Here is a 25,132-nt window from a genome sequence, read left to right on the forward strand (position 1 = left end):
ATGAACCCGGAACTTGGAAATTTTGCGCTGGCGCTGGCATGCTGCATGGCCGCCGGACAGGCCATCCTGCCCCTGATCGGGGCCAACCGGCGCGATGCACGCCTGATGGCGCTGGCCCCGGCGCTGGCGGTGGGGCAGATGATCGCGCTAATCACCTCCTTTGCGTGCCTGATCCACGCCGCCATCACCAATGACTTTTCCGTGCAGAACGTGGCCGCCAACAGCGCGGTCAGCAAGCCGCTGCTGTACAAGATCACCGGCGTATGGGGTAACCACGAAGGGTCGGTCCTGCTGTGGGCGATGATCCTGTCCATATGCGGTGGCGCGGTGGCGCTGTTTGGCCGCAACCTGCCATCCGCGCTGCAGGCGCGTGTAATCGCGGTGCTGGGGGGCGTTGCGGCAGGGTTCGAACTGTTCTGCCTGACCACGTCCAACCCGTTCGCCCGCGTGTGGCCAGCCCCGCTGGATGGACAGGGCATGAACCCGCTGCTGCAGGATCCCGGCCTCGCGTTCCATCCGCCCATTCTCTACACCGGTTATGTCGGTTTTGCCGTTCCCTTCGCCTTCGCCATCGCCGCCCTGATCGAGGGGCGCGTGGATGCGGCATGGGGCCGCTGGGTACGCCCGTGGGCGGTGGCGGCGTGGTGCTTCCTGACCTGTGGCATCGCCATGGGGTCATGGTGGTCGTACTACGTGCTGGGCTGGGGTGGTTACTGGTTCTGGGATCCGGTGGAAAACGCCTCTCTCATCCCGTGGCTGACGGGCACGGCGCTGGTGCATTCGGCCATTGTGGTGGAAAAGCGCGAGGCGCTGAAGATCTGGACCGTGCTGCTGGCGATCGGCACGTTTTCCTTCTCGCTGTCCGGCACGTTCCTTGTGCGTTCAGGCATCCTCAATTCGGTGCATGCCTTCGCCAATGATCCTGCACGCGGTGTGTTCATCCTTGGGCTGCTCGCACTCGTCATTGGCGGGTCGCTGCTGCTGTTCGCCATCCGCGCCCCGCAACTGACCACAGGCGGGCTGTTTTCGCCCGTATCGCGTGAGGGACTGCTGGTCCTGAACAACATCCTGCTGTGTTCGATCTGTGCCGTAGTGCTGACGGGCACGATGTACCCACCGTTCATGTCACTTCTGTTCGGCAAGACGATTTCGGTCGGCAAGCCGTTCTTTGACGCGACCACCATCCCGCTGGCCATACCGCTTATGGTGTTCATGGGCTTTGGCCCGATGGTACCGTGGAAACGGGCACAGATGTGGCCGGTACTGCGCCGTCTGTGGTGGGCGGCCTGTGTGGCGCTGGTGGCGCTGGTGTTGGCTACCTTCCGGATGCGTGACATCCTGCCGGTGCTGGCGACAGCGACCGCCGTGTGGGTGATCTGTTCCAGCATTGCCGATATTACCGAACGCCTGCGCCTGTTCCGCCAGCCACTGGCGCAAAGCTGGCAGCGCGCACGCAGCCTGCCGCGCGCCGTGTTTGGCGCAGCCCTGGCCCATGCCGGTGTCGGGATTGTGGTTCTGGGCATTGCCGGCATGTCACAGGCGGCCCACCGCATTGTGGAAGTGCATGTGGGCGAGAGCGAGATGCTGGCCGGTGACACCTGGACCCTGACCGACGTACACCCGGCAGAAGGCCCGAACTACAGCGCGCTGGTCGCCACCATCGAGGTCCGCCACAATGGCAGACTGATCACGACGCTGCATCCTTCCAAACGCACATTCGCAAGCCAGCACCAGACCACGACCGAAGTCGCGATCCATACCAACCTTATGGCCGATATCTATGGCGTGCTGGGCGACAGGCATGGGGATGACGCCAACCCGACCTATGTGCTGCGCCTGCATTACAACCCGCTGGCACCATGGATGTGGCTGGGTGGGCTGATCATGGCCTTTGGCGGCGCGCTGTCGCTGTCTGACCGGCGCGTGCGTGTCGGTGCGCCGCGCCGGGCGAAAGCTGTTGATGTGATGGTGATCCAATGAACGGCCAGCCTTCTTCCCCCACCCGTCGCCGCCTGCTGATGGCGGCCCCGCTGGTTGTGGCTGGTGGGGTCGGCGTGGGGTTCTGGCGCATGCTGTCGGGCATGACAAAGGGGTCGTTCGACCCGCATGACATCCATGCCCCGGCGCTGAACCGTCCCGTACCGGATTTCGCCCTGCCGGATCAGGCACCGGGACAGGGCTTTTCCGCGCAGGACCTGCGTGCGCTGAAATCCCCGGTGCTGGTGAACTATTTCGCGTCGTGGTGCATCCCATGTGTTGCCGAAATGCCGGTGCTGAACGCACTGAAGGAACGCCTGCCGATCTGGGGCATTGCGTATAAGGACAAGCCCGAACACGCGTTGGGCTTCGTGCAGCGCGCGGGCAATCCCTATGCCCGCATCGCCGCCGACCGTGACGGTCTGGCCGCGATCGACTGGGGTGTGTCCGGCGTGCCGGAAACTTTCCTGATCGGCCCCGGCGGCGTGATCCGCTGGCATACGGCCTCGCCCATTACCGAAACCATGATCACCAATACGATCATGCCGCTGGCGGACAGCCTGAAGTCATGAAGACACATTCCCCGCGCCGTTATGGCGTGATTGCCCTGCTGGTCTGTCTGCTGTTTGCCCCACTGGTGGCAATGGCGGTGGATGACCCGTCCGAAATGCTGCCCGACCCGGCGCAGGAACAGCGTGCCGAGGCCATCGGGTCCCAGTTGCGCTGCCTTGTGTGTCAGAACGAGTCGATCGAGGACAGCAGCGCCGATCTGGCCCGTGACCTGCGTCATGTGGTGCGCGAACACGTAGCCAGGGGGGAAAGCAACCGGCAGATCATGGACTGGATGGTCAACCGCTACGGTAACTTCATTCGCCTCAAGCCGCCCCTGACCATCGGCACGCTGCTGCTGTGGGTCATGCCGCTGCTGGCGCTGTGCATTGGCATAGGCGTGGCGTGGTGGACATTCCGCAGGCCCCGCACGGTAACGCCCACGCCCCTGACGGACGAAGAACGCCGCCGTCTGTCCGACCTGACCGAAACACGCTGAGAGTCTTATGATCTGGATTGGTATCTGCCTGCTTGGCGTGATCGCACTGTTGCCCGCGCTGATCTCGTTCCGTCGCACGACCCTGCTACGTGATGAACGCGAGACAGCCCTTGTCCTGCATCAGGCGCAGCTTGCGGAACTGGAACGCGATCTGGTCGAAGGCATGATCGCGCCGTCCGAACATGACAGCGCGCGGCTGGAAATCCAGCGCCGGCTGCTGGGCACAGACATGCTGCCCACCTTCGTCGCGGGCAAGGGCAGCTCAACCGGGGCCATTACCGCAGCCCTGATCGCGCTGCCGGTTGCAGCCATCGGGCTGTATCTTACGGTCGGGCATCCTTCGCTTCCGGCCCAGCCGCTGGCCCCGCGCCTTGTGGCACTGCAGCGCGAGGACCATCGCAATGACGCGATCATCGACCGCCTGCGCGACCAGTTGAAACAGATCCCGGCGGGTGATCCCAGCCTGTTTCAGGGTTATGTGCTGCTGGGTCAGGCCGAAGCCGGGCGCGACCATTACGCTGCCGCCGCCCAGGCATGGCGTAGCGCCATAGAACAGCGCTTCGACCCTGAAGTCGCCGCCCGCGCGGCAGAAGCACAGATGATGGCCGATGGCGGCCACATCTCCCCCGAAACGGCGGATCTGTACCGTCGCGCGCTGGACGCAGCTCCCGCGAATGCGCCATGGCGGATGACGGTGCAGCAACGCATCGCGCAGTCCGAACATCAATAACGCGCTACCCCGGCGTCCATGCGGACGTTTTGGCTTGCCTGTTTCGGGCGGTTGGGCAGAGACTGTCATTATGAGCAAGGACAAGACCCCCTCCCCCGCCCCTGCCGCCGATACGGCGCAGGACGAAGCGGCCAAGGAAGCCGCGCTTCTGAAACAGCCTGCCGAGGCGGATGAAGTCGGTGGCCCGAAGGGGCCGGAGCCGACCCGTTACGGTGACTGGACGGTCAAAGGACGGTGCGTGGATTTCTGAAAAGCACGCCCGCGCAACCCGCTGACAAAAATCAAAAGTTTTTTGGGTACCGCCTTTTTCCAATTTTCCAATTTTCAAAAAGACGGCGTTCTTCAAACGCTTTTTGAGAAAAGCTTCACCAGAAACTTCTTAACGTCCCTGACGGTCAGCCTATTTCATTCGGTAGCGGCCCGCGCCCGAAGGACGCCTGCCGTGCGCGGTGTCCCGGCGGCGGCACGTTGCATGAAATCAGGTAGATCCCGGCAACAAATACAAGCTGCGACAGGGAATTGAACCACAGGGCAAGTTCATACGCCCGGTCCGCCGTAACCGCCTGATAGAAGGCATAGGCCGCAAACGGGATGGAAATGGGCCGCATGCCCGCCAGCATGACGCGCAACGGGTTCTGGTAACCCGGTTTCACCAGCCTGCGCATGCGATGGATGCCGATATAGAAGACCACCTCGAAAAACCAGCCGAGCACGTTGGCGATCAGGTTATCCAGCGTCATGCCCTCCAGCACCAGCAGGGCGGAAATGGACGCAGCCGACAGCACAATGGACCCGACCTGAAAGCTCATGCCCATTTCCATGGCTGTCAGGCGTTCGGGCAGGGCGTCGGCAAAAGGCTGGAAAACCCGGTCCAGCAGCCAGGCATCAAACTGGTTGACGCGTTCACCAAATGACATGACAGTTCCCAGTATCCTCATATCCGTCGTAGCACTGGCGCATCCACAGGCCCCTCATGCGCCACAGGCGGCGGCGACCACCGCATCGGGATATGCCCCCGCCATGCCCGCCAGCGCGGTGTTGCTGAGCATGACGATGCTCATACCCCGCGCACGGTCCACCGCCCATTGATGCCCGTACACGCCACCCCATGTAAAACTGCCGGGGCTTAGTGGTGTCCGTGCAAGCGACGGGTCCGCTATGACCGCAGCCCCATAACCGAAGCGCCGACCACGCGCCAGTGGTCCCATATCAATATCGCCAATGGCGTTCTGTCCAAACAGCATGGCGGATGCGGGCGACAGCATGCCTTCGCCACCAATGCGCACGGCTTCAAGAAACGCAAGGAACTCCGCTGCCGTCCCTACCATGCCAGCCCCACCGGATGGATAGGATTCCGGATTGCGGATGCGATCGGGCGCAAAGCGGATTTCCCCCATTCCACCACCGGGCAGCAGGCGTGGCAGGACATATTCCGCCCCCATCCGGATGGGTACGGGCCGGCCATCGGCATAACAGGCGGCGGGGGATTGTAACGGGGTCAGCATGAAACCACTGTCCCGCCAGCCCAGCGGCGCGCCAATATAATGCCGCACCGCAGCAGGCAGCGACAGGCCGGATGCCTTTTCGATCACACCGCCCATTACATCCAGCCCCAGCGAATAGGCCCATCCCTGCCCCGGCGCGAAGATCAGCCGGGTTGACGCCAGCCGGGACAGGTTATCCGCCAGCGACAGCCCCGGTTCCGCAATGCCATCGGATACGCCCGCGCGGGTGTAGGGATTGTCGTCACGCGGGAAGGCGAATCCGTAGGTCAGGCCACTGGTATGGGTCAGCAACTGGTGCAGCGTGATCTCGCACGGGGTCCCATCCGGCAGCGCAGGACAGAAATGCGGCAGGTAACGGGTCACTGCGGCATGCAGGTCCAGCAGACCTTCCTCCACCATGGCCAATACGACGGCGGTCACCACCGGCTTGGTCAGGGAGGCAAGGCGGAACAGGGTATCGGCCTGCATGGGAAGACCGCCTTCCCGATCGGCCTGCCCCGCGGCTTCCACCACGACAACCTCCCCGTCCACCGCGACCATGACCACGGCGCCAACCAGCCGGGACGTCTCCACGGCCGTATCCATGACCTGACGGATGCGTTCACGCATGCTGGCCTTCTCCACCGGGACACGGGACATGGTTCGATCCTTTATAACAGGCCGTTATGGCAGGCCGGGGTCGCATGAACTGGCCGCAATGGCCAAAGCAGCGTAATCTGGGGGTATGATAGCACGCCTGTTTTCCAAAACATTATGCCTCTCCCTCCTGTTATGTGGCAGTTGCCTGGTACCGCCCGTGGCCCGCGCCGCCACACCGGTCGCAACCGTTGCCCAGCCTGAAGCGCCGCTGCAGGCCACGCTGCCCAACGGGTTGCGCGTGGTGATCGTACCCGACCGGCTGGCGCCGGTTGTCAGCACCGAAATCAACTATATGGTCGGGTCATCTGCGGCACCTGCGGGTTTTCCCGGAACGGCCCATGCATTGGAACACATGATGTTCCGTGGCAGCAAGGGGCTGGACCGTGACCAGATGGCCGCCATCGGTGCGCGGCTGGGGGGGGATTACAATGCGGACACGACGGAAAACGTAACGCAGTTCTTCTATACCGCGCCCGCGGATAACCTTGACGTTCTGTTACGTATCGAAGCCATGCGCATGAATGGCCTGACACTTGCGGCCGAGGACTGGATGCATGAACGCGGCGCGATCGAGCAGGAAGTCTCACGCGATCTGTCCAGTCCCGGTTATGTCTATCTGGCCCGGCTGCAATCGATCCTGTTTGCCGGCACGCCCTATGAACATGACGCACTGGGCAGCCGCCCGTCCTTTGACAGAACGGATACAGCCCTGCTGCGGCGGTTCTACCGGCAGTGGTATGCGCCCAACAACGCCATCCTGGTCATAACGGGGGATGTGGACGCCGCCCGCACACTGGCGATGGTGCGCGAAACCTTTGGCCCGATCCCGGCACGCAGACTGCCCGCCCGCCCGCAGATCCACCCCGGTCCCGTGCATGCCCAGACCCTGCAGTTCCCGACCGATTACCCGGTGGGTCTTGTTGCCATCGCCAGCCGGATGCCGGGGCAGAACAGCCATGACTATGCCACCGCGCGGATCCTGTCCGATGTGCTGAGCAGCCAGCGTGGCGCGTTATATGACCTTGTGCCGCAGGGACGCGCGTTGCTGTCCAGCTTCGATTTCGTGACCAAGGCGGACGCCGGAATCGGCATTGCCATCGCGGCGTTCCCCAAGGGCAGTAACCCTGCCCCGCTTCAGGCGCGTATGCAGGACATCCTGCGCAGCCTGCGTGAAAACGGCGTACCATCCGATCTGGTCGATGCGGCCAAACGCAAGGAACTGGCGCAGCTAGGCTTTGCCGCCAACAGCATTTCCGGGCTTGCGGAAAGCTGGTCGGAAGCACAGGCCGTCATGGGCCTGCAATCCCCGGATGATGAAGCCGCCGCCTTTGCCGCTGTCACACCGGAAGATGTCAACCGTCTGGCCCGCGCGGTGCTGGACCCGCAGCAGTCCATTACCGCCATCCTGACCCCGCGTGATGGTGGGCATCCGGTTGCGGACAAGGGATTTGGCGGCGCAGAGTCCTTCGCCAGCACACCCGACCATCCCGTGCCCCTGCCCCGCTGGGCCAATGACAGCCTGCGGGCACTGCGACCGCCCGAAGCCTCGGTCCAGCCGGCGCAGTACACCCTGCCCAATGGCCTGCACCTGATAGTCCGCCCTGCTTCCGTCAGCCATACCATCAACCTGTATGGCACCATCCGCCAGAACGAGGACATGCAGGAACCACCGGGGCAGGAAGGCATTGCCGATATTACGAATGAACTGTTCAGCTATGGCAGCACGACGCATGACCGGGTCGGGCTGCAGAAAGCATTTGATGATATTGCCGCCAGCGAAAATGCCGGTACCGATTTCAGCCTGAATGTACTGACGCCCGACTTTAACCGGGGTCTGGAACTGCTGGCAGAAAATGAACTGCACCCTGCCCTGCCCGAACAGGCGTTCAGGGTGGTGCGCGCCAATACGGCGGCGTCCCTGTCCGGCCTGCTGCATTCGCCCGAGTACCTGTTCCAGCGCGCGATGCAGGGCGCGGTATCACCAGCGGGCGACCCGTCCCTGCGACAGGCGCGGCCGGATGAGGTGATGAAACTGACACTGGCCGATTGCCGTGCGTTCTGGAAATCGGCCTACAGGCCGGACCTGACCACCATTGTCATCACCGGTGATATTACCCCCGCCGCCGCCTACCGCGCGATATCGCACACGTTTGGCGCATGGCGTGCCAGCGGACCGACACCCGTGATTGACCTGCCCCCGCGTCCCGACAGTCATACCAGCGTGATAAAGGTGCCCGACCCGTCCAGCACCCAGGCTACGGTCTCCCTGCCCGAAAGCCTGTCGCTGAATGTCGCCAACCCGGAACACTTTGCGCTCAACCTTGGTAATGAAATCCTTGGATCGGGTTTTTCATCGCGCCTGTACCGCGACCTGCGGGTACGCAGTGGTTATGTCTATACCATACGCAGTCACCTGACATGGAAACGCCACCGCAGCGCCTACAGCATTTCCTTTGGTGCGGACCCCGACCAGGTTGCGGCGGCGCGCGATGCGGCCATCCATGACATCATGGCAATGCAGATGCAGCCAGTCAGCGAAGACGAACTGACCATGGCCCGCGCGGGCATGCTGCGTAGCCTGGCCCTGCAATCCGCCAGTCTGGACACCATTGCGGCGGGCTACCTGCATTTCAGTGACCTAGGCCTGCCACTGAACCAGAATGATATCGCGGCCCGGGCCTATTACACACTGGATGCCATGGCCATACGTGATGCATTCCGTAAATGGATCCGCCCGGCCGACCTTGCGGAAATCATCAAGGGACCACCTGCAGCACCATAAGGGCAGACAGGGCAGGACCACGCCTGCCCTGTCTATCCGGCGTTCTGCACGGCCCGATATCAACGGCATATGATCCCTGTCAGGTAACAGGGATGGGTGGCATAGATGCACCACATGGCCCCGACAAACAGAACCTTACAAGTCCTGTTCCTTCCATTACCAGAATAATACATTCATTAAAAATACAACAATTGTAAATTTATGGTAAAGAACAAACCATATTGAAAAATACGCAATACAGATAATCGTTATCCATATTTACTATTCTTCGGTGGACAGGCAGGATCAAGGGAATGATCTGGAGACGCGCAACCCATGGAAATATCTGCCGTGGAAAATGAAATTGTGGGCAAGTGGCTTGCGAGTGCGCATAGATTCTACATCTCCTATATTGCGATCAAGGATGGATGGTACATTTTCCGGGTCACCGCCCGGCACCTTCTCAACCAGTTGGGTATGAAAGCAACCCGGCAGGCCCAGATGGCCTGCGGGGATTTTTACGTCCAGGACATTGAAATACAGAAAATGACGAGCCGTTCGTTTATTCGTCATATCAAACATCTGTCGGACAAGGCGGCCTATCAGGAAGAAGGTATCCGCTAAACGACCATCTGGATATGACGTATCAATAAACAGGAAGCTGGCAGGATGAATTCCTGCTGCCCGCCATCGAAGATAATGTCTCGAATACTGTTGGCTTCAGGTTTTGCGTCATTCATATTTACGGCAGCCACCTGCGTTATGAAGAGCATCAATCAGAAGAAGATATTCAGCCATTAGCTGCTGCCTGTAATCAGTCAGTCCATGGAAGTGACCGTATTTCAAGCCAGATCGTCCCTCTGGCAGATACCGAACTGCATGATTATGTTCTGCTTTACACATCAGCCCATGGGGAAATCGTCGGGCAGGGTCATGGTCTGCAGTACCAGAGGATATGACCCTTCCCGCATGCCCGCGACGGATCGACGCAGTCAATGTCCTTACTGCGCCGGGGCGTAATGGATCATGAACATGCCATGCGCCTCATCCCAGCTACCGGATCGGGAATAGCCGCCCTCCAGCCCCATCCGTAACGTGGGCGTCATCTGATAGATCATGCGGGCCATGACATTGCCCGCCAGACCGCCAGTACTCTGCCCGGCATAGGACTGGCGGCCATAGGTCCCCCCGCCGCCCAGCGGGAACATGCCCGTCGCATTCTGGGTATAATGCTGGTAGCCCGCTTCCCCCTTGAACAGCCATGTCCAGCGGCCCGCATGACCATCATACGTGACAGGCACAAGGGCAGCCATGAAAGCATGCGGGGAGAAGTAGCCCCCCTGTCCCCATGTAAAGAAATAGGTATTCCGCTTGTAACCGAAATAGACCAGGTCGAGGCCAATCCGCAGATGCTGGGTTTCGCGCCCATGCCACACCTGCGCCGAGCCACCGGCCCCGGCCTCGGATTCGTGGTTGGCAACCGTGTTCACGCCTTTCATCACCGCATAACCACCACCGGCATAGGCGTTATACTTCGCGGTTCCCCATTCAAGCTGGCCATGCCCCCGGTTACGGGTCACCCCACCCCATACACGCCCCGTGCCGGGATCGCGCGCACCGGCAAATGACAGCAGGCTGTCATTCACTACCCGACGCTCCCCCGTCAGGCGCAGGCTGATCGTGTTGGTCAGCCTCGGGGTCAGTTCAACACCCCCCAACACCGTTGACGTGACGAACCCGAGCGGGGTCGAACCGACATCAGCCGCGATCCAGTCCCGCCGGTAATGCACCCCCAGCGCCACACCGCCCACGGCACCCGGTACATGGAAACCCGGGCGCACGCCATTGCCTGCCACCGTACCATACTGCCGCGCGGTCTGACCCTGCGCCAGCGGATTGCCCGACATCAGCACGCTTGGCATGATGGAAAAGGAAACGGACTGCCGGGTGGAAGACAGCGGTATTGTCGCCGTCATTGGAATATTGATGGCCGTCAGGTGACCAAGCCCGCTCTGCCCGGAACGGTCGCGGATTTCAATATTGCCATCCGCCTGTGGCACCAGCGCGCGTGACAGGTAATTCCGCTGCGCATTCAGGCTTTCGACCGGAGTCAGGCGGGGATTGTAGCTGTAGGTTTCCGGCATGGGCGCACCCGCGCCGAAAACAAAGCTGGTGTTGATATCCGGCCTTTCATCATCTGCGCGCAGACGTTGCGGTGCGCAGCCCGGATCGGGCTGGGGTGCTGGTTCATGCGTGCCCTCCGGCGGCGTGCAATCCAGCCTGCGGGCCTGAATCAGGTCATGCAGACGGGCACGGTCATGCCCGACCCGGCCATCCAGTTCCGCACGGATTTCCCATGTGTCGCCCCACTGCGGATGCCGCGCCATGAGCGTGTCAGCCATATCACGCGCGGCACGTTCATGCCCCATGGCCAGACCGTGCCGGGCCATGGCGGCCTGCGCCAGTTCGTCATCGGGCTGCAGATGCAGGGCCTTCGTATCAAATCCGATTGCACCCGACAGGTCATGGCTGCTGGCTGCAATACGCCCCCGGGCCAGCAGCAGTGCTACGGAATCCGGATCCTGCGCCAGTAATGGATCAACAAGCTGCCGCGCACGGTCAGGATGCCCATCCAGATCGTCACGATCCGCCTGCGCGATAATAAGGCTTTCTTCCATCCGCTGGCGTGCCGCACGTTGCTGGGGGGCAAGCAGGGACGCATGCCCATCCAGCCAGTCAATCATGCGCTGCGCCCCGGCGATATCCCCCAGTTGCATGAACAGTCCTGCGTAAGCCAGCGCCTGATCGGCCGCCATGGTGCTGGCGGCTGCGGCCTGCCCAAGCACCTGTGCCATCACTGCGGCCGGGGCGTGACGACGCACCATGGCAGTCATGACCATCTCCCCACGCGCCCCATCCGGGTCCGGCGTAATGGGCAGGGTACGCAGCACGCCTACGGCCTGCGCATCATCGGCGGGCAGGGCCCCGATACGCTGCCACAAGGCCACAAGGGCCGCCCCACGCGCCATGTCCGGTGTCAGCGCCCCATGTGGCAGGGCCGCCAGCAGGTCCGCGGCATGGGGCATGTCGTGTTCCTGCAGCGCGAACAGGAAACAGGCCTGCAGGGCATCGGTACGCCCATGGGCCGCATTGCAGAACGTGGCCATGATGGTGCGGGCACGCTCCGGCTGCTCCAGCGCGATCAGGGCCTGCGCAAGATGCAGGTGATCCCAGCCGTTATCAGGTAGCTGCCGCAGGGCCTGTTCCAGCAGGGTGGCGCGCAGGCGGGGATCGGATGTCGCCAGTGCACGGGCCTGCAGCAACTGCGCGTCCAGCGCGGGCAGGCCGGGATAATGCGCCGCACGCAGCCGCGCGATCCATTGCGTCGCCTCATCCAGCCTGCCAGCCCGAAGCGCGATACGCGCCAGACCAGCTTCGGCCACTACATTGCCCGGCGCAAGGCGCAGCAGGTCGTGCCATGCCACTGCCGCCCGGGCATAATCATGCCGCGCTTCCAGCATGATGGCACGTGCCTGCGCTGTATCGGCAATCATGCCATGCCGGCTTTCAATCCGGGACAGCAGCGACCATGCCTGTTCATAATCATGGTGGGACACAAGGGCCCACATCCGCGCCACCAGCGGATCAGCCCCCGGCGCATCAAGCCCCGCGAGCGCCTTGCGCAGGTCCGCATTATCCGGTGCAAGCGCGCTGGCCTGTGTCAGCAGGGTGCGGGCCGTGTCCATGTCGCCGCGACGCTGGGCGACAAGGCCCAGCCCCTCGATAGCAGCCGCATTGGGGGACTGGCCCGCCATGGCGTGATTGAAATCACTTTCCGCCTGATCGAGATCATTGCTGGCAAGAGCTGCAAAACCGGCCTGCACAAGCTGCATATGGCTGGCCTGATCCAGCCTCTGCCGGATTTCCGTATCATCGGGGCGAAACCGCAGCCATGCCTGATAATAGGGTACCGCCTGCGGGTCCGTGCCCATCCAGCCCAGCGTACCACGCCACATCCGGATGGCTTCGTCCCGGATCACGGATGGCGTATCGGACGCGTCAACCAGTTTCCGGATACGGTCCAGCGCCTGGCTGCGGGTGGCAGGCTGGTAGCTCATCGCCTTATCAAGCGCGAGCTGCGCCTCAAGATCATGCGGCAGGATGTCCAGCAATGCCTGCAGGCGTTGTTGCGCCCCGTCATAACCAGACGGCGTGCCCGCCTGCACACTGTCATATTCCACCTCCAGCGCGGGGGGCAGGATGGGCTGGGGAAACAGGGCGCGATACCCCGCCATGGCCTGCGTGACATTGCCATGATCGGCCAGTGTCCGCACGCGGCCCAGTGCCGCCTTGTCCACAGGGGGCTGGGTCAGCCACTGCTGCAGGGCCGCAAGCTGCCGGGGCGGACCATGTACTGCTTCAAGACGGCGCAGCGTGGCGCGGGCAGCCGTACTGTCGCCCTGATGCACCTGCACCGCGCCCAGCATCAGCTGGGCCTCGACATTGTCCGGCTGGATCTGCAGGGCGCGTTCGATGGCATGAAGGGCATGCGTATCCTCATTCTGGTGAATCCAGAAATACCCTTCCTCCATCTGCTGGTTGACGATTCCTTCGGCATAGCCGACGGTGGATTGCGCATGCACGCCCGTCCACGGCCCGAACAGGCCAAGCGTCCCCGCAACCGCCACGCGACGGCACACCGCCCCGAGCATGGTGCCGACCGACAGGCTTTTACGATACGGTACAGAAGGCGCAGCGTACATGGGATAAGGTCCTTCCGTCACAGGTTGCCAGTCAGATCATCGTTCTGGATGCGACGGCGGCTGCGCCCGCGCAGAAGCACCATGGCGCAGGACGTGCCCGCAACACTGGCCCCGATGCCCAGCGCGTAAAGCAGCAGCGGATGCCCCCCCAGATACCAGTCCGGCCACATCCATGCGGGCATGTAGCCCACCGTATAGGCACCGACGGTGCGATAATTATCCAGTCGCGCCCCGTGACGCACGACCATGTCCCCCGCGAAGCGCCCGATCCGTGCCGGATCACGCATGTCCTGCACCATGGCGGACAGCGTATCAGGCGTGGTGCCCAGCACCGCCACGACCGAGCCATGCCGGCTATAGGGGGAGCGGGCCGCAACCAGCGCGCCTTCATCAAAGGTAGTGGGAATACCGGTCGTTTGTGCGCCATACAGATGGCTGATCCACTGCCCTGCCTGCACCCGCCATGTCGCGCCATTACGGTAGCCTGCGTGGTCCAGCACCTGTGCCGCCGCGCCAAGCTGGCCCTGCGGGGAGATGACGATCAGGTCGTCCTGCGGGTCGGGTCCGTACGCCATGTCCGTCGTCCCGACATGCACGCCCGTTACGGGACAGCCGCTGGTCGCCCCGAAGAAGCCCATCATGTCCAGAAAGGCGCTTTCCGTAGCTGCTGCTGCATCAGGCGGCACGATGACCGTGGTGCGTGACAGGTCCGCCATGCGCGTGAATGGAAAGCCGGTCGTGACGAACAGCTTCAGGCTGGGAAGGGCGGCCAGGTGCCGGGAGTGCGAAAAATCCAGGATCGAGGACGGCTCAAGCCCGATCAGCGGGGCATTGTTCTCCTGTGCCCCGACATGGCGGGGACGGACATCCAGATAGACCGACAGCGTATTGCGCTCCCCCAGCAGCCACGAAGGGAGTTCCACGTCATGCGTCACCACCCCGCCGCCCCGTTTGCCAAACGGATTGAGCGACCACGACACCAGCGGATAGTTATGCAGGAATGTCCCGTTGAGCATGACGGCCACATGCGACTGCCAGCGGCTCACCAGTGCCCCATCGGGTACGTCAATCCGGAGCCGGGCGGTAAACGGCCGCGAACGCCATGTATGCAGGTCAGGCGGCACGCTGAAAGGAATCTCCACCAGCATGGGTGCAAGACCGGGACGGCGCAGCACCCCATCGGGCAGCAGTTCACCAAGTGCTACGGGACGGTCAGTCGGCAGCATGGTGGGGGAATCATAGGGTCTATGCGGTGACACGGTAACAGCGGTCGGCATTGCGGTGGCGGTATCGACATGCACCTGCTGACCCAGCGCCAGGGCACGCGCCGCCGTGGTGACCTCGGCCCCGTCACGTCCCGATATGACCAGCACCGTGCCAAACGCATCATGCGGGTTGGCCACTTCCGCCACGACCGGCCCCGGTGGGGTACTGCCCCACGGACCAGCCTGCCCCATGCCAATGGCAACGGCATTGCCATGCGCGGGCAGTCCTGCCGCAACATTGAAATGGATACGCCGGTCCTGCATGCTCATGCCCAGCCATGAGGCCACCATCGCCGCGGCGGCCTGCGTGTCGCCACCGGGTGCCGCAGGCAGCACGAACGTAATGGGCACGGCATTGGCCTCACCCCGGTCGAGCAGCGGATAGGGCAGCGCGGAAAGCAGCCGGTGCGGGATCAGCCGCACGGTACTGAATGACAGCACGGACTCCGGTGCAATCGACACCTGCACGTCCGGGTCATGCACCACCAGCGCATCGCCCGTTGGAGGCTGCGCGTCGGGACCACAGGCCGCAGGGGGAAACGCCTCACTGGCTGCTGTCAGCAGCCGGAAATTGAAACGGTTCTGCGTATCGAAATACAACGGGCTGACCGGCAGCGTGACCGGGCCGAACGTCCCCGTGCCAGACAGGCAGACCACACCCACGTTCTGGTTGTTGAGCATGACAGCCAGCGCCACCTGCCCCACACCTGCAGGACGCCGTACGCTGCCAGACAGGACCAGTTGCGCACTGCGGATGATCTTGTCACGTCCCACATCGGCATCCATGCCATAAAGTGGGGAAACAGCACGCAGCAGCATGGGGCGGGGTTGCCCCAGTTCAATAAATGTACGGCTGGTCGCGACCTCGGTAAGGGACACACGGCCCACATCGCCAGCAGCCATATGCGCATCATCAAAGGCCTCGACCGCATTACCGTTCATCACGGACGCGGGTGGCTGCGGCATCTGTGCCCGCGCAACACCCCCTGCCCCAAGCATGAGACACAGGGCCGCAACCGTGGCGCCCCTTCGCATACGCACGCGATGGTCGGGCTGGACCACCAGACGTTCCTTCGGCAGGCGCACCTCAGGTTCGGCTTCCGGCACGGGCAGTTGGGGCACGGGTGTTTCCGGCCCCTTCGCGGCACGCGGTTCAGGGCGGAACAGGGCAAGGATGCTGAGTACGACCGTGTAGAAACTACGTAGCGGGTTATCAGGCGGAAAATCGGACCACTGTGTCCAGGCGTCGTTGCGCCCGAACACCAGTCCTACGACTTCCTCTTCCTCCGCCAGGTCATTCATGGCCCATTGCAGGTGCACACGGCCTTCGTCACGCGCGATGACACTCGCCCTGACCGCAGCCGGACCCGCGCCCAGATCCCATTTGACCGTAAGGACCTGCCCGACCGCCAGCCGGTCCGTCGCATGCAGGCCAACGCTGCAGCCTCCCATCGAGATATCAAGGGTATGGCAGTTAAGGACTTCATGATTCTCCGGCACCAGGTGCAACGGAATTTTGGCGCGCACCCGGTGGTTGCGGCGGCGCTGTCGGGTTTCGCGCGCAACCGCGACCGACCCCATGACAATCGTCAGGCTGAACACGATCCATATGCTGTTCATCAGCATGGCGCGGAAGATCAGCGTCTCGTGATAGTTCACGACCGCATACCACAGGCCACTGCACAGCCCGACGAACAGGGCCAGTGCAATGATGATGTTGGGATAGACCGCGCGCCAGTCGAAGTATCCCTCCTCCAGCAGTCCACCCTTGTCGGTCACGTTGAACTTGCCCTTGTGCGGGGCCAGCAGGGTGATGAACGTCATGCGCACCAGAAAGGGCGCCAGCACGGTCTCGTACAGCTCGCTCCAGAATGTATAGCGCCACCGCCCCTGCAGGTGCGACATGGTCATGGTGGTGTGAAACAGGTGCGGCAGGGCATAGACCGCCAGTTCAAGGGGCGAGGCCGCGATCATGGTCACGCCCAGAAACAGGTAGCCCAGCGGCGCCAGCAGGAACAGAAGCCGCGAAAGGGAAAACAGATAATGCGTGGACGCGGCGAAATAGCACAGCCGCTGGGTGAACTTCAGCCCCGGCCCGGTCAGGGGATTGTCAATGCGCAGCATCTGGAACATGCCACGGGCCCAGCGCATGCGCTGGCCGATCTGCATGCCCAGGGTTTCCGTCTCCAGCCCCGCCGCCAGGGGTTCGCGCAGATAGGCGGACCCCCAGCCATCACGCTGCATGCGCAGGGCGGTATGGGCGTCTTCCGTTACCGTTTCGGTCGCAAACCCATTGATGGACATGATGGCCGTGCGCCGCAGCACCGCGCACGACCCGCAAAAAAAGGTGGCGTTCCAGTAATCATTCCCGTCCTGCAGCAGGCCATAGAACAGGTTGGCCTCGGGCGGGATTTCATGCCCGCGGCTCATGTTGCGCTGAAAGGGATCGGGGGAATAGAAATGATGTGGCGTCTGCAGCAGCGCCAGATTGGGATCCGCCACCATCCAGCCAATGGTCTTTTTAAGGAAGCCGCGCACCGGCACGTGGTCGCAGTCAAAAATCGCGATCAGGTCGCCTGTCGTCACTTCAATCGCATGGTTCAGGTTCCCTGCCTTCGCATGGTTGTTGTGCATGCGGGTGATGTAACCGGCCCCCACCTGCCGCGCGAAGTCACGGAAGGCCTGCCGCCTGCCATCATCAAGGATATAGACATTGAGCTTGTCCGCGGGCCAGTCCAGCGCAAGGCAGCCCAGAACCGTGGTGCGGACAATGGACAGATCTTCGTTATAGGTCGGGACATAGACATCGATCACCGGCCATTGCGCCGTATCTTCCGGCAACGGATGAACCTTGCGCCGCAGAGGCCATGCCAGCTGGAAATACGTCAGCCCGACACGGATGGTCGTATAGATTTCTCCCAATGCCAGCGCCAGGACCATGATGGTCTGCAGCACGCCCGACAGGTCAAGCGTCGAGGTAAAACGCCAGACCAGATAACGGCTGGACACAAAAATGGACAGGAACATGAGGAAACAGCGCGACCAGCGTCCATGGTGCCGTCGTACAAGAAAAAACAGTGCAATCCCCCCGATCGCGACGAGGAACTGCTGATCCACTGACAGATATGTCAGGCAGGATATCAGCATCAGAACTACAAAAATAATTGAAGACAGGATTAAATATATTGTTTTTTTTGAAAACATCACCAATCATTCACTAATAAAAAATATTATATTAGTTTTATTATTGATTATTATTTTTTATATTCCAGCGGGGCTTCTGAAATATTTTTTTAACCATTTAATTGATCATGATTTTTTGTCAACAGCTTTAGAGAAGTAAAAAATTTTCATTACAGAATTGTATGGAATATCGCTTTAAGGATAATATTCCTACTATATACTTCTGATACTTCTTACATAGGTCCATTGTTAATGAATCGACCTGCATATCCGGCATGATGAGCACCCGGGATTCTTGCCCAAGCCAATTCAGGATACGTTCAGGTTGCATGAAAGAGGTAAGTAATACTTCCGGTTGCAAAAGGTTTATCTATTTCTAACGCAATAAATATAAATCCATATCATCAGCATATGCGGTGCCGGACGTTTTATGCGCCATCGAAACCCCACCAGCCTGCCCTGACCCGATGACTGGTCGAGACCATAAAAAAGGGGGAGGTGCATTTCTGCACCTCCCCCTTTCGGCAAGGTGTCCAGCCTGCGTCAGCAGGCCGGACAATCCAGCTGGTATCAGTTCTCGGCGTTACGGCGACGGATCGCGGCACCCAGAATGTCACCCAGCGAAGCCCCGCTATCGGACGAACCGTAGTCGGAGATCGCCTGCTTGTCTTCCTCGACCTCGCGGCCGCGGATGGTCAGGGCCAGCTTGCGGGCTGCGCGGTCAACCGAGACAACCTTGGCATCGACGCGTTCACCAACGGCGAAACGCTCCGGACGCTGGTCGGCCTTGTCGCGTGCCAGTTCCGCACGGCGGATGAAGCCGGTCAGCACGTCGTCAACCTTCACCTCGATGCCGTTCGACTGAACAGCGGTCACGATGCAGGTCACGACAGCGCCCTTCTGCACCTTGCTCAGGGTATCGGCGGCCGGATCTTCATGCAGCTGCTTGATACCGAGCGAGATGCGCTCCTTCTCCACATCCACGTCCAGAACCTTGGCCTTCACGACCTGGCCCTTTTCGTAGTGGCTCATGGCAACTTCGCCCGGCTCGTCCCAGGACAGGTCGGACATGTGAACCATGCCGTCGATGTCCGCGGACAGGCCGATGAACAGGCCGAATTCGGTGATGTTGCGGATCTCGCCTTCCACCACGGAACCAACCTTGTGTTCCTCGGCGAACTGCTCCCACGGGTTGCGCTGCACCTGCTTCAGGCCCAGCGAGATGCGGCGCTTCGCGCTGTCCACATCCAGAACCATCACATCGACTTCCTGCGAAGTGGCGACGATCTTGCCCGGATGGACGTTCTTCTTTGTCCAGGACATTTCGGACACGTGCACCAGACCCTCGACGCCCGGCTCCAGCTCCACGAATGCACCGTAGTCGGTGATGTTCGTGACGCGACCGGTGTAGCGGGCACCCGGCGGGTACTTGATCGCCACGTTTTCCCACGGATCGGCTTCAAGCTGCTTCATGCCCAGCGAGATACGCTGCGTGTCGGGGTTGAAGCGGATGACCTGCACGCGGACCGGCTGGCCGATCTGCAGGGCTTCGGACGGGTGGTTGATGCGCTTCCATGCGATGTCGGTCACATGCAGCAGGCCATCGACGCCGCCCAGATCCACGAACGCACCGTAATCGGTGATGTTCTTGACCACGCCGTCGAGGATCATGCCTTCCTTCAGGCCCTGGATCAGCTCGCTGCGCTGTTCCGCACGGGTTTCTTCCAGAACCGCACGACGCGAGACGACGATGTTGCCACGCGCACGATCCATCTTCAGGATCTGGAACGGCTGGGGCACACCCATCAGCGGGGTGACGTCGCGCACGGGGCGGATGTCCACCTGGCTACCGGGCAGGAACGCCATTGCGCCGCCCAGATCAACCGTGAAGCCACCCTTGACGCGGCCATAGATGGTGCCGTTGACGCGCTGGTTGTTCTCGAACGCCTTTTCCAGGTTCGACCAGGCTTCCTCGCGGCGGGCCTTTTCGCGCGACAGGACAATGGACCCGTCACGGTCTTCGTACCGCTCGACAAACAGTTCGATAACATCGCCCGGCTTGACATCGGGGGTAACGCCCGGCGGACCGAATTCCTTCAGGGCGACGCGCCCTTCGCTTTTCAGACCGACATCGACGATTGCGTATTCATCCGTCAGGCGGACGACGCGACCGGTGACAACGGAACCGTCAAACGCGGAATCGCGACCAAGGGTTTCCTCAAGAAGGGCGGCAAAGTCCTCGCCACCCTTATGGTCGGCGACGGGCTGTGTTGTGGCTGAAGCCATGAGCTACTCGTAAATCCTGTAACCCTGTTCCACCCATCGGGTGGATAGGGACAATCCTGCGCCCCCGCCTGCCCGCACGTAACGGGACAATGGGAACGGCTTGCCCGGCGGATACGCCACGACACGGTCGCGGCTCGCCTGACGGCCAAAATTGACGCCATACCCCGCGCCACGCGGGCACGTGGGGCATATACCGTTGAGCACAGACACCCTATGGGCGGCGTATGTCAATAAAAACCCGCAATATGCGGGCTGGTTCCCGTACAAAATCGCCCTAGCGCGTCATGCGCGCCACGATCCGCAGGGCTTCGGCCAGTACCTCATCGGCGCTCAGGCCATCGGTCTCGATGCGTACGGCGTCTTCGGCTGCACGCAGGGGGGCGACAGCGCGGCCTGAATCGGCCATGTCACGGGCTTCGATCTCACGTTCGACCCGGGTGATCTGTTCCTCACGGTCAGGCGTGTCGGGGTCCGTCGCCAACTGTTCCCACCGACGCGTGGCCCGCGTGCGCGGCGATGCGGTAATGAACAGCTTGACCGAAGCATCAGGGAAAATGACCGTCCCGATATCGCGCCCATCCAGCACCGCGCCATGCTCGCCCGCAAAACGGCGCTGCACGTCAACCAGCACGCGGCGTACGGCGGGCTGGGCCGCGACAAGGCTGGCCGCGCGATCGACTTCGGGCACACGCAGGTCGGTGCGGCTGAGGTCCTCCAGCCCGACACTGGCGGCGAATTCCTCCGCCGCACCCCGTGCCGGGTCATGCCCCGCGTCGATCATCCGCCGCCCCGTCGCGCGGTAAAGCAGCCCCGTATCAAGGTATGGCAGGTCAAGAGCCAGCGCCAGCCGCTTTGCCAGGGTGCCCTTGCCCGCGGCTGCGGGGCCGTCAACCGCTATGACCAGCCGCCGGGTCATGCCGCAAGCCCGGCGCCGATGCTGTTCATGAGCGCGCTGAAACCGGGGAAACTGGTGTCAATGAACGCGGTATCATCAACGCGGACCGGCTTGCGTGCTGCAAGGCCCATCACGACCGCGCTCATCGCCAGGCGGTGATCCATGCGGGTCTGGACCAGCCCGCCGCCGGGAATGGCGCCCGCCGTGCCATGCACGATCATGTCATCACCCACGACTTCGACCCTGACGCCATTGGCTTCCAGCATGGCAACGGTGGCGGACAGGCGGTCACTTTCCTTTACGCGCAGTTCCTCCAGCCCGCGAAAGCGCGACTGCCCCGTGGCATGGGCCGCGACCACGGCCAGAATGGGATATTCGTCAATCATGGACGGCGCGCGGGTGGCGGGCACGTCCACGCCATGCAGGCAACCTGCGGTAGCGGTGATGTCGCCCACGGGCTCCCCCCCTTCCACGCGTTCGTTGCTGATGACCAGATCAGCGCCCATTTCCTTCAGTGATGTGAACAGCCCGGTGCGCAGCGGGTTCAGCCCCACGCCACGCACGCTGACCTTCGACCCCGGCACCAGCAGCGCCGCCGCCAGCATGAAGGCCGCCGATGACGGATCGCCCGGCACCACGATGTCACGCGCCACCAGTTCGGGCCTGCCCTGCAGGGTGATGACCCGGCCGCCGGCCCCCATGGGTTCGACCTGCACGGTCGCACCGAAATGGCGCAGCATGTTTTCGGTGTGGTCACGGGTGGCCACGGGTTCTTCCACCCGGGTTTCGCCCACTGCGTTCAGCCCCGCCAGCAGCACGGCCGACTTCACCTGCGCGGACGCCACCGGCAGACGGTAGGATAGCGGTGGCGGGTTGGCGTTGCCCTGTATGGCCAGCGGCAGGCGACCGCCCTGACGTGACAGGAACACGGCACCCGTGCCCGCCAGCGGGTCCGTCACCCGCTTCATCGGCCGGCTGCGCAGGCTGGCGTCGCCCGTCATGACGGAAGTGAACCCGTGGCTTGCCAGAATGCCCGACAGCAGGCGCGCCGCCGTGCCCGAATTGCCCATGTCCAGCACATCCGCCGGTTCGCGCAGCCCATCCAGCCCGCATCCCTGCACCGTCCAGTCCCCGGTTCCCGTGCGGGTGATGTCCGCCCCCAGCGCACGCATGGCGTCGGCGGTGCGCAGCACGTCCTCGCCTTCCAGCAGGCCGGTTATGTGGGTCGTGCCACGTGCAAGGGCCGCGAACATCAGCGAACGGTGGCTGATCGATTTGTCACCCGGCACCTGGACCGAACCGGAAAGGGGCGCGCGCGGGGCATGGACCGTCAGCGCGCGGACGGAAGATTGGACGTGATCGGTTTTCATACGTCATCCAATTCCGTATTCCGGGTGGCAAAGTCAATCACAGATCGGCATGATCACCCCACCGGCGCATGCCCCGGTGTTTGACATTACGCCTACAAACTGGCATGGGGCTGCGCCTTTTGCCACTTCCGGATACCGTGGCTTCATTCATAATCAAAACAGGATCGACAGGTTCAAGATGGCTCAGTCCAACCTCGGCACCAAACGTGTCTGTGTCTCCTGCAGCGCCCGTTTCTACGATCTGAACAAGAATCCGGCCGTCTGCCCCAAATGCGGTGCTGAACAGCCCGTGGAACTGCCCCGCGTCCGTCGCCCGGTGGAAGCTGCTCCCGAATCCAAGCCCAAGACGGCCGATGACGCGCTCGAAAACGATGTCGACGTCGATCTGGATGCCGACGCCGATGAGGACGATGATACCGTCCTGCCGGACGATGCGGGCCTTGATGACGATGATGACGACGATATCAGCAGCGCCGACATCGACGTGAAGACCGACAAGGACGACCACGACAACTGACATGATCCGGCCCGGGACAGCATGTCCCGGGCCGTTTTTGCATCAGACGTCCGGGTTGCGGCGTTCGATCTCGACCCCGACCGATTCGGCGTCGTCAAAGATGTCCAGCTTTTCCACGCAGACGCGTGTGATGCGGACACGTCTGTCCGCCAGCACGCCCGCAGCGATTCGTTCGGCCAGCGTTTCCACAAGCGCTACATGTCCCTGCGCCACCAGTTCGCGCACCAGCAGCACCACACGTTCATATGATACCGTGCGGCCCAGGTCGTCCGGTCCCACGTCCAGTGTCGCGCTGTCCGACACGCCAAAGGCCACGTTGACGCGGATGCGCTGGGTCACGCCCTGTTCATGTTCAAACACGCCGATATGGGCGTCCAGCACCATATTGCGCACAAACAGGCAACGCAGCGGTTGCGGTTCATTCCATGGCGGCAGCAGGGACATGGCGGATCCAGTCGGTTGAAATATTCAGGCCGGACGGGGGGCGGGCGACCACTGCATGTGCTGGCCCCCGTCAAGGGCCAGCATCTGTCCGGTCACGGAAGGCAGGCAGAGCAGTGAAAGCGCCGCACGCGCAATTTCATCGGGCGTCGCCCCATGCCCCAGCGGAACGGAGGCGCATTGCCGGGCGAAATGCTCCGCCGTCTGCCGTGGCGTCGGCAGTACCGGGCCGGGACCGATGGCGTTGACCCGGATACCGCGCGGCGCCAGCGCCAGCGCCATGGTCTGGGTCAGCGTCCATAGCGCCGCCTTGGACACGGTATAGCTGACAAAATGCGGGGTCAGCGACCATACGCGCTCATCCAGCATGTTCAGCACCATCCCCTGCGCCTGCGGCGGCAGCAGACGCGCGAATTCCTGCATCAGCACGAAGGGTGCGCGGGTATTGGGCTGCATATGCGCATCCCACCCCACCCGCGTGGCGTCATCCCATTCATCACGGTAAAAGGTGCTGGCATTGTTGACCAGCACGCCCACAGGCCCCAGCGCCTGCATAACGGCGGGCAACAGGGCGTGGACCGATTCTTCACGCGACAGGTCAGCCTGAAACACATGGCCCCTGCGCCCAATGGCACGAATTTCCGCCGCAGTCCGTTCGGCCGCATCGGCGGATTCGTTATAATGGATGGCAATGTCAAAACCCGCGCGCGCCAGTTCCAGCGCAATGGCGCGGCCAAGCCGGGCAGCGCCCCCCGTCACCAGCGCCACGCGAGGGATGGTGGCGGGCACGGGCCATGGGAATGTATTGCTCACGCCGGTCTGCGCGCCATGATGGCGGCGGCCAGTGTCCCGTCATCAAGCACGTCCAGCGCGCCGCCCACCGGTACACCCTGCCCAACGCGGCTGACCTGCACATCAAACCGGGCGAGGCGTTCATGCAGCCAGTGCATGGTGGTCGCCCCTTCCACCGTCGTACCCAGCGCAAGGATGACTTCGCGCACACCACCTGCGACGATGCGGTCAAACAGGGGCCGCACGTTCAGGTCATCCGGCCCCATACCCGACAGGGCGGACAGTGTGCCACCCAGCACCTGGTACACGCCACGGTGGACGCCCGCGCGTTCCAGAGCCCACAGATCGCCCACATTTTCCACCACGCAGACCAGTCCGTCGTCACGCATGGGGTCCGCGCAGATGCCGCACGGATCGGTGGTGTCCAGGTTGCCGCAGGTTGAACAGGTACGCACCGCACGCGCGGCCTGTTCCATCGCCTCGGCCAGGGGCAGCATCCGCGCATGGGGCTGGCGCAGCAGGGCAAGGGCTGCGCGCCGGGCCGAACGCGGACCCAGCCCCGGCAGGCGGCCCAACAGGGTCACCAGCCGGTCGATTTCGCCCCTGCCACTCATGCATGTTTCCCGACGTTATGGATCAGAACGGAAATTTCATCCCGCCCGGCAGGCTCAGGCCGCCGGTGACCTTCTTCATTTCCTCGCTGGCGGTCGCATCCAGCTTCTTGCGCGCATCCGCACTGGCCGCAAGGATCAGGTCCTGCAGCATTTCCATCTCGGCCGGGTCAGCCAGCTTGGGGTCGATACGGATCGCCTTCATGTCGCCCTTGCCGTTCATGGTGATGGTCACCATGCCAGCGCCCGCGCTGCCTTCGATCGTCATGTCTTCCAGCTTGGCCTGCATTTCTTCCATGCGGGCCTGCATCTGTGTGGCCTGCTTCATCAGGCCGGCAAGATTTTTCAT

19 protein-coding genes are annotated in these 25,132 nt (G+C 62.4%); 8 read left to right on the forward strand and 11 right to left on the reverse strand.

Annotated features, from left to right (window positions below; translation table 11 throughout):
* The 5 genes from ACE2AA_RS08310 (at position 1) to ACE2AA_RS08330 (ending at position 4,005) form a co-directional block, all read left to right on the forward strand.
* Positions 1 to 1,980 (forward strand): heme lyase CcmF/NrfE family subunit, encoded by a 1,980-nt coding sequence (locus ACE2AA_RS08310; protein WP_141260692.1) that lies wholly within the window; start codon positions 1 to 3, stop codon positions 1,978 to 1,980.
* Positions 1,977 to 2,549, forward strand: coding sequence for a DsbE family thiol:disulfide interchange protein (locus tag ACE2AA_RS08315; RefSeq protein WP_141260693.1), 573 nt, complete (start codon positions 1,977 to 1,979; stop codon positions 2,547 to 2,549). Before ACE2AA_RS08310 ends, ACE2AA_RS08315 begins: the two co-directional genes overlap by 4 nt.
* Complete coding sequence (locus ACE2AA_RS08320) at positions 2,546 to 3,025, forward strand: cytochrome c-type biogenesis protein (RefSeq protein ID WP_141260694.1); 480 nt, start codon at positions 2,546 to 2,548, stop codon at positions 3,023 to 3,025. Before ACE2AA_RS08315 ends, ACE2AA_RS08320 begins: the two co-directional genes overlap by 4 nt.
* A 7-nt stretch (positions 3,026 to 3,032) precedes the next feature.
* A complete protein-coding gene (gene ccmI, locus ACE2AA_RS08325; protein ID WP_141260695.1) occupies positions 3,033 to 3,755 on the forward strand; it encodes a c-type cytochrome biogenesis protein CcmI in 723 nt (240 codons plus the stop codon).
* A 70-nt stretch (positions 3,756 to 3,825) separates the two neighbouring features.
* Entirely contained in the window at positions 3,826 to 4,005 is a 180-nt protein-coding gene (locus tag ACE2AA_RS08330) for a DUF1674 domain-containing protein (protein ID WP_025439100.1), read from the forward strand.
* 145 nt (positions 4,006 to 4,150) lie between these two features.
* Here the strand turns inward: ACE2AA_RS08330 and ACE2AA_RS08335 are convergent, their stop codons facing one another.
* Positions 4,151 to 4,672, reverse strand: a complete 522-nt coding sequence (locus tag ACE2AA_RS08335; protein ID WP_141260696.1) for a hypothetical protein — start codon at positions 4,670 to 4,672, stop codon at positions 4,151 to 4,153.
* A 54-nt stretch (positions 4,673 to 4,726) separates the two neighbouring features.
* Positions 4,727 to 5,899, reverse strand: a complete 1,173-nt coding sequence (locus ACE2AA_RS08340) for a serine hydrolase (RefSeq protein WP_141260697.1) — start codon at positions 5,897 to 5,899, stop codon at positions 4,727 to 4,729.
* An 85-nt stretch (positions 5,900 to 5,984) separates the two neighbouring features.
* On the opposite strand from ACE2AA_RS08340, the gene ACE2AA_RS08345 reads away from it, so the two are divergent.
* Complete coding sequence (locus tag ACE2AA_RS08345; RefSeq protein WP_395372048.1) at positions 5,985 to 8,681, forward strand: M16 family metallopeptidase; 2,697 nt, start codon at positions 5,985 to 5,987, stop codon at positions 8,679 to 8,681.
* Positions 8,682 to 8,996: 315 nt separating this feature from the next.
* Positions 8,997 to 9,284 (forward strand): hypothetical protein, encoded by a 288-nt coding sequence (locus ACE2AA_RS08350; protein ID WP_395372050.1) that lies wholly within the window; start codon positions 8,997 to 8,999, stop codon positions 9,282 to 9,284.
* 377 nt (positions 9,285 to 9,661) lie between these two features.
* Here the strand turns inward: ACE2AA_RS08350 and ACE2AA_RS08355 are convergent, their stop codons facing one another.
* The 5 genes from ACE2AA_RS08355 to aroA all read right to left on the reverse strand — a co-directional run bounded on the left by ACE2AA_RS08355 (position 9,662) and on the right by aroA (position 22,422).
* Complete coding sequence (locus ACE2AA_RS08355) at positions 9,662 to 13,423, reverse strand: cellulose synthase subunit BcsC-related outer membrane protein (RefSeq protein WP_395372051.1); 3,762 nt, start codon at positions 13,421 to 13,423, stop codon at positions 9,662 to 9,664.
* A gap of 17 nt (positions 13,424 to 13,440) precedes the next feature.
* The gene (gene bcsA, locus ACE2AA_RS08360) at positions 13,441 to 17,892 is read right to left on the reverse strand and encodes a UDP-forming cellulose synthase catalytic subunit (protein WP_395372055.1); all 4,452 of its coding nucleotides are present in this window, start codon (positions 17,890 to 17,892) and stop codon (positions 13,441 to 13,443) included.
* A 549-nt stretch (positions 17,893 to 18,441) separates the two neighbouring features.
* A complete protein-coding gene (gene rpsA / locus ACE2AA_RS08365; RefSeq protein WP_110555331.1) occupies positions 18,442 to 20,157 on the reverse strand; it encodes a 30S ribosomal protein S1 in 1,716 nt (571 codons plus the stop codon).
* 274 nt (positions 20,158 to 20,431) lie between these two features.
* Entirely contained in the window at positions 20,432 to 21,073 is a 642-nt protein-coding gene (cmk, locus tag ACE2AA_RS08370; protein WP_395369410.1) for a (d)CMP kinase, read from the reverse strand.
* A complete protein-coding gene (gene aroA, locus ACE2AA_RS08375; RefSeq protein ID WP_141300676.1) occupies positions 21,070 to 22,422 on the reverse strand; it encodes a 3-phosphoshikimate 1-carboxyvinyltransferase in 1,353 nt (450 codons plus the stop codon). The genes cmk and aroA overlap by 4 nt, the downstream gene beginning before the upstream one ends.
* Before the next feature lie 178 nt (positions 22,423 to 22,600).
* Between aroA and ACE2AA_RS08380 the strand changes: the two genes are divergently transcribed.
* Positions 22,601 to 22,939 (forward strand): TIGR02300 family protein, encoded by a 339-nt coding sequence (locus ACE2AA_RS08380; protein ID WP_193557658.1) that lies wholly within the window; start codon positions 22,601 to 22,603, stop codon positions 22,937 to 22,939.
* A 42-nt stretch (positions 22,940 to 22,981) separates the two neighbouring features.
* On the opposite strand, the gene folB is transcribed toward ACE2AA_RS08380, so the two are convergent.
* The 4 genes from folB to ACE2AA_RS08400 are packed head-to-tail and all read right to left on the reverse strand — an operon-like array spanning position 22,982 to position 25,132.
* Entirely contained in the window at positions 22,982 to 23,383 is a 402-nt protein-coding gene (folB, locus tag ACE2AA_RS08385) for a dihydroneopterin aldolase (RefSeq protein WP_395369412.1), read from the reverse strand.
* 24 nt (positions 23,384 to 23,407) lie between these two features.
* Positions 23,408 to 24,193 carry an SDR family oxidoreductase gene (locus ACE2AA_RS08390; protein ID WP_141260706.1) on the reverse strand — a complete coding sequence of 262 codons (786 nt, stop codon included), beginning with the start codon at positions 24,191 to 24,193 and terminating at the stop codon, positions 23,408 to 23,410.
* Positions 24,190 to 24,786, reverse strand: coding sequence for a recombination mediator RecR (gene recR, locus ACE2AA_RS08395; RefSeq protein ID WP_395369414.1), 597 nt, complete (start codon positions 24,784 to 24,786; stop codon positions 24,190 to 24,192). The genes ACE2AA_RS08390 and recR overlap by 4 nt, the downstream gene beginning before the upstream one ends.
* 22 nt (positions 24,787 to 24,808) lie before the next feature.
* Positions 24,809 to 25,132: a YbaB/EbfC family nucleoid-associated protein gene (locus tag ACE2AA_RS08400; protein ID WP_010506817.1), complete on the reverse strand. Its 324-nt coding sequence runs from the start codon at positions 25,130 to 25,132 to the stop codon at positions 24,809 to 24,811.

It is taken from the genome of Komagataeibacter diospyri, from assembly GCF_043995075.1.
Lineage (GTDB): Bacteria > Pseudomonadota > Alphaproteobacteria > Acetobacterales > Acetobacteraceae > Komagataeibacter > Komagataeibacter diospyri.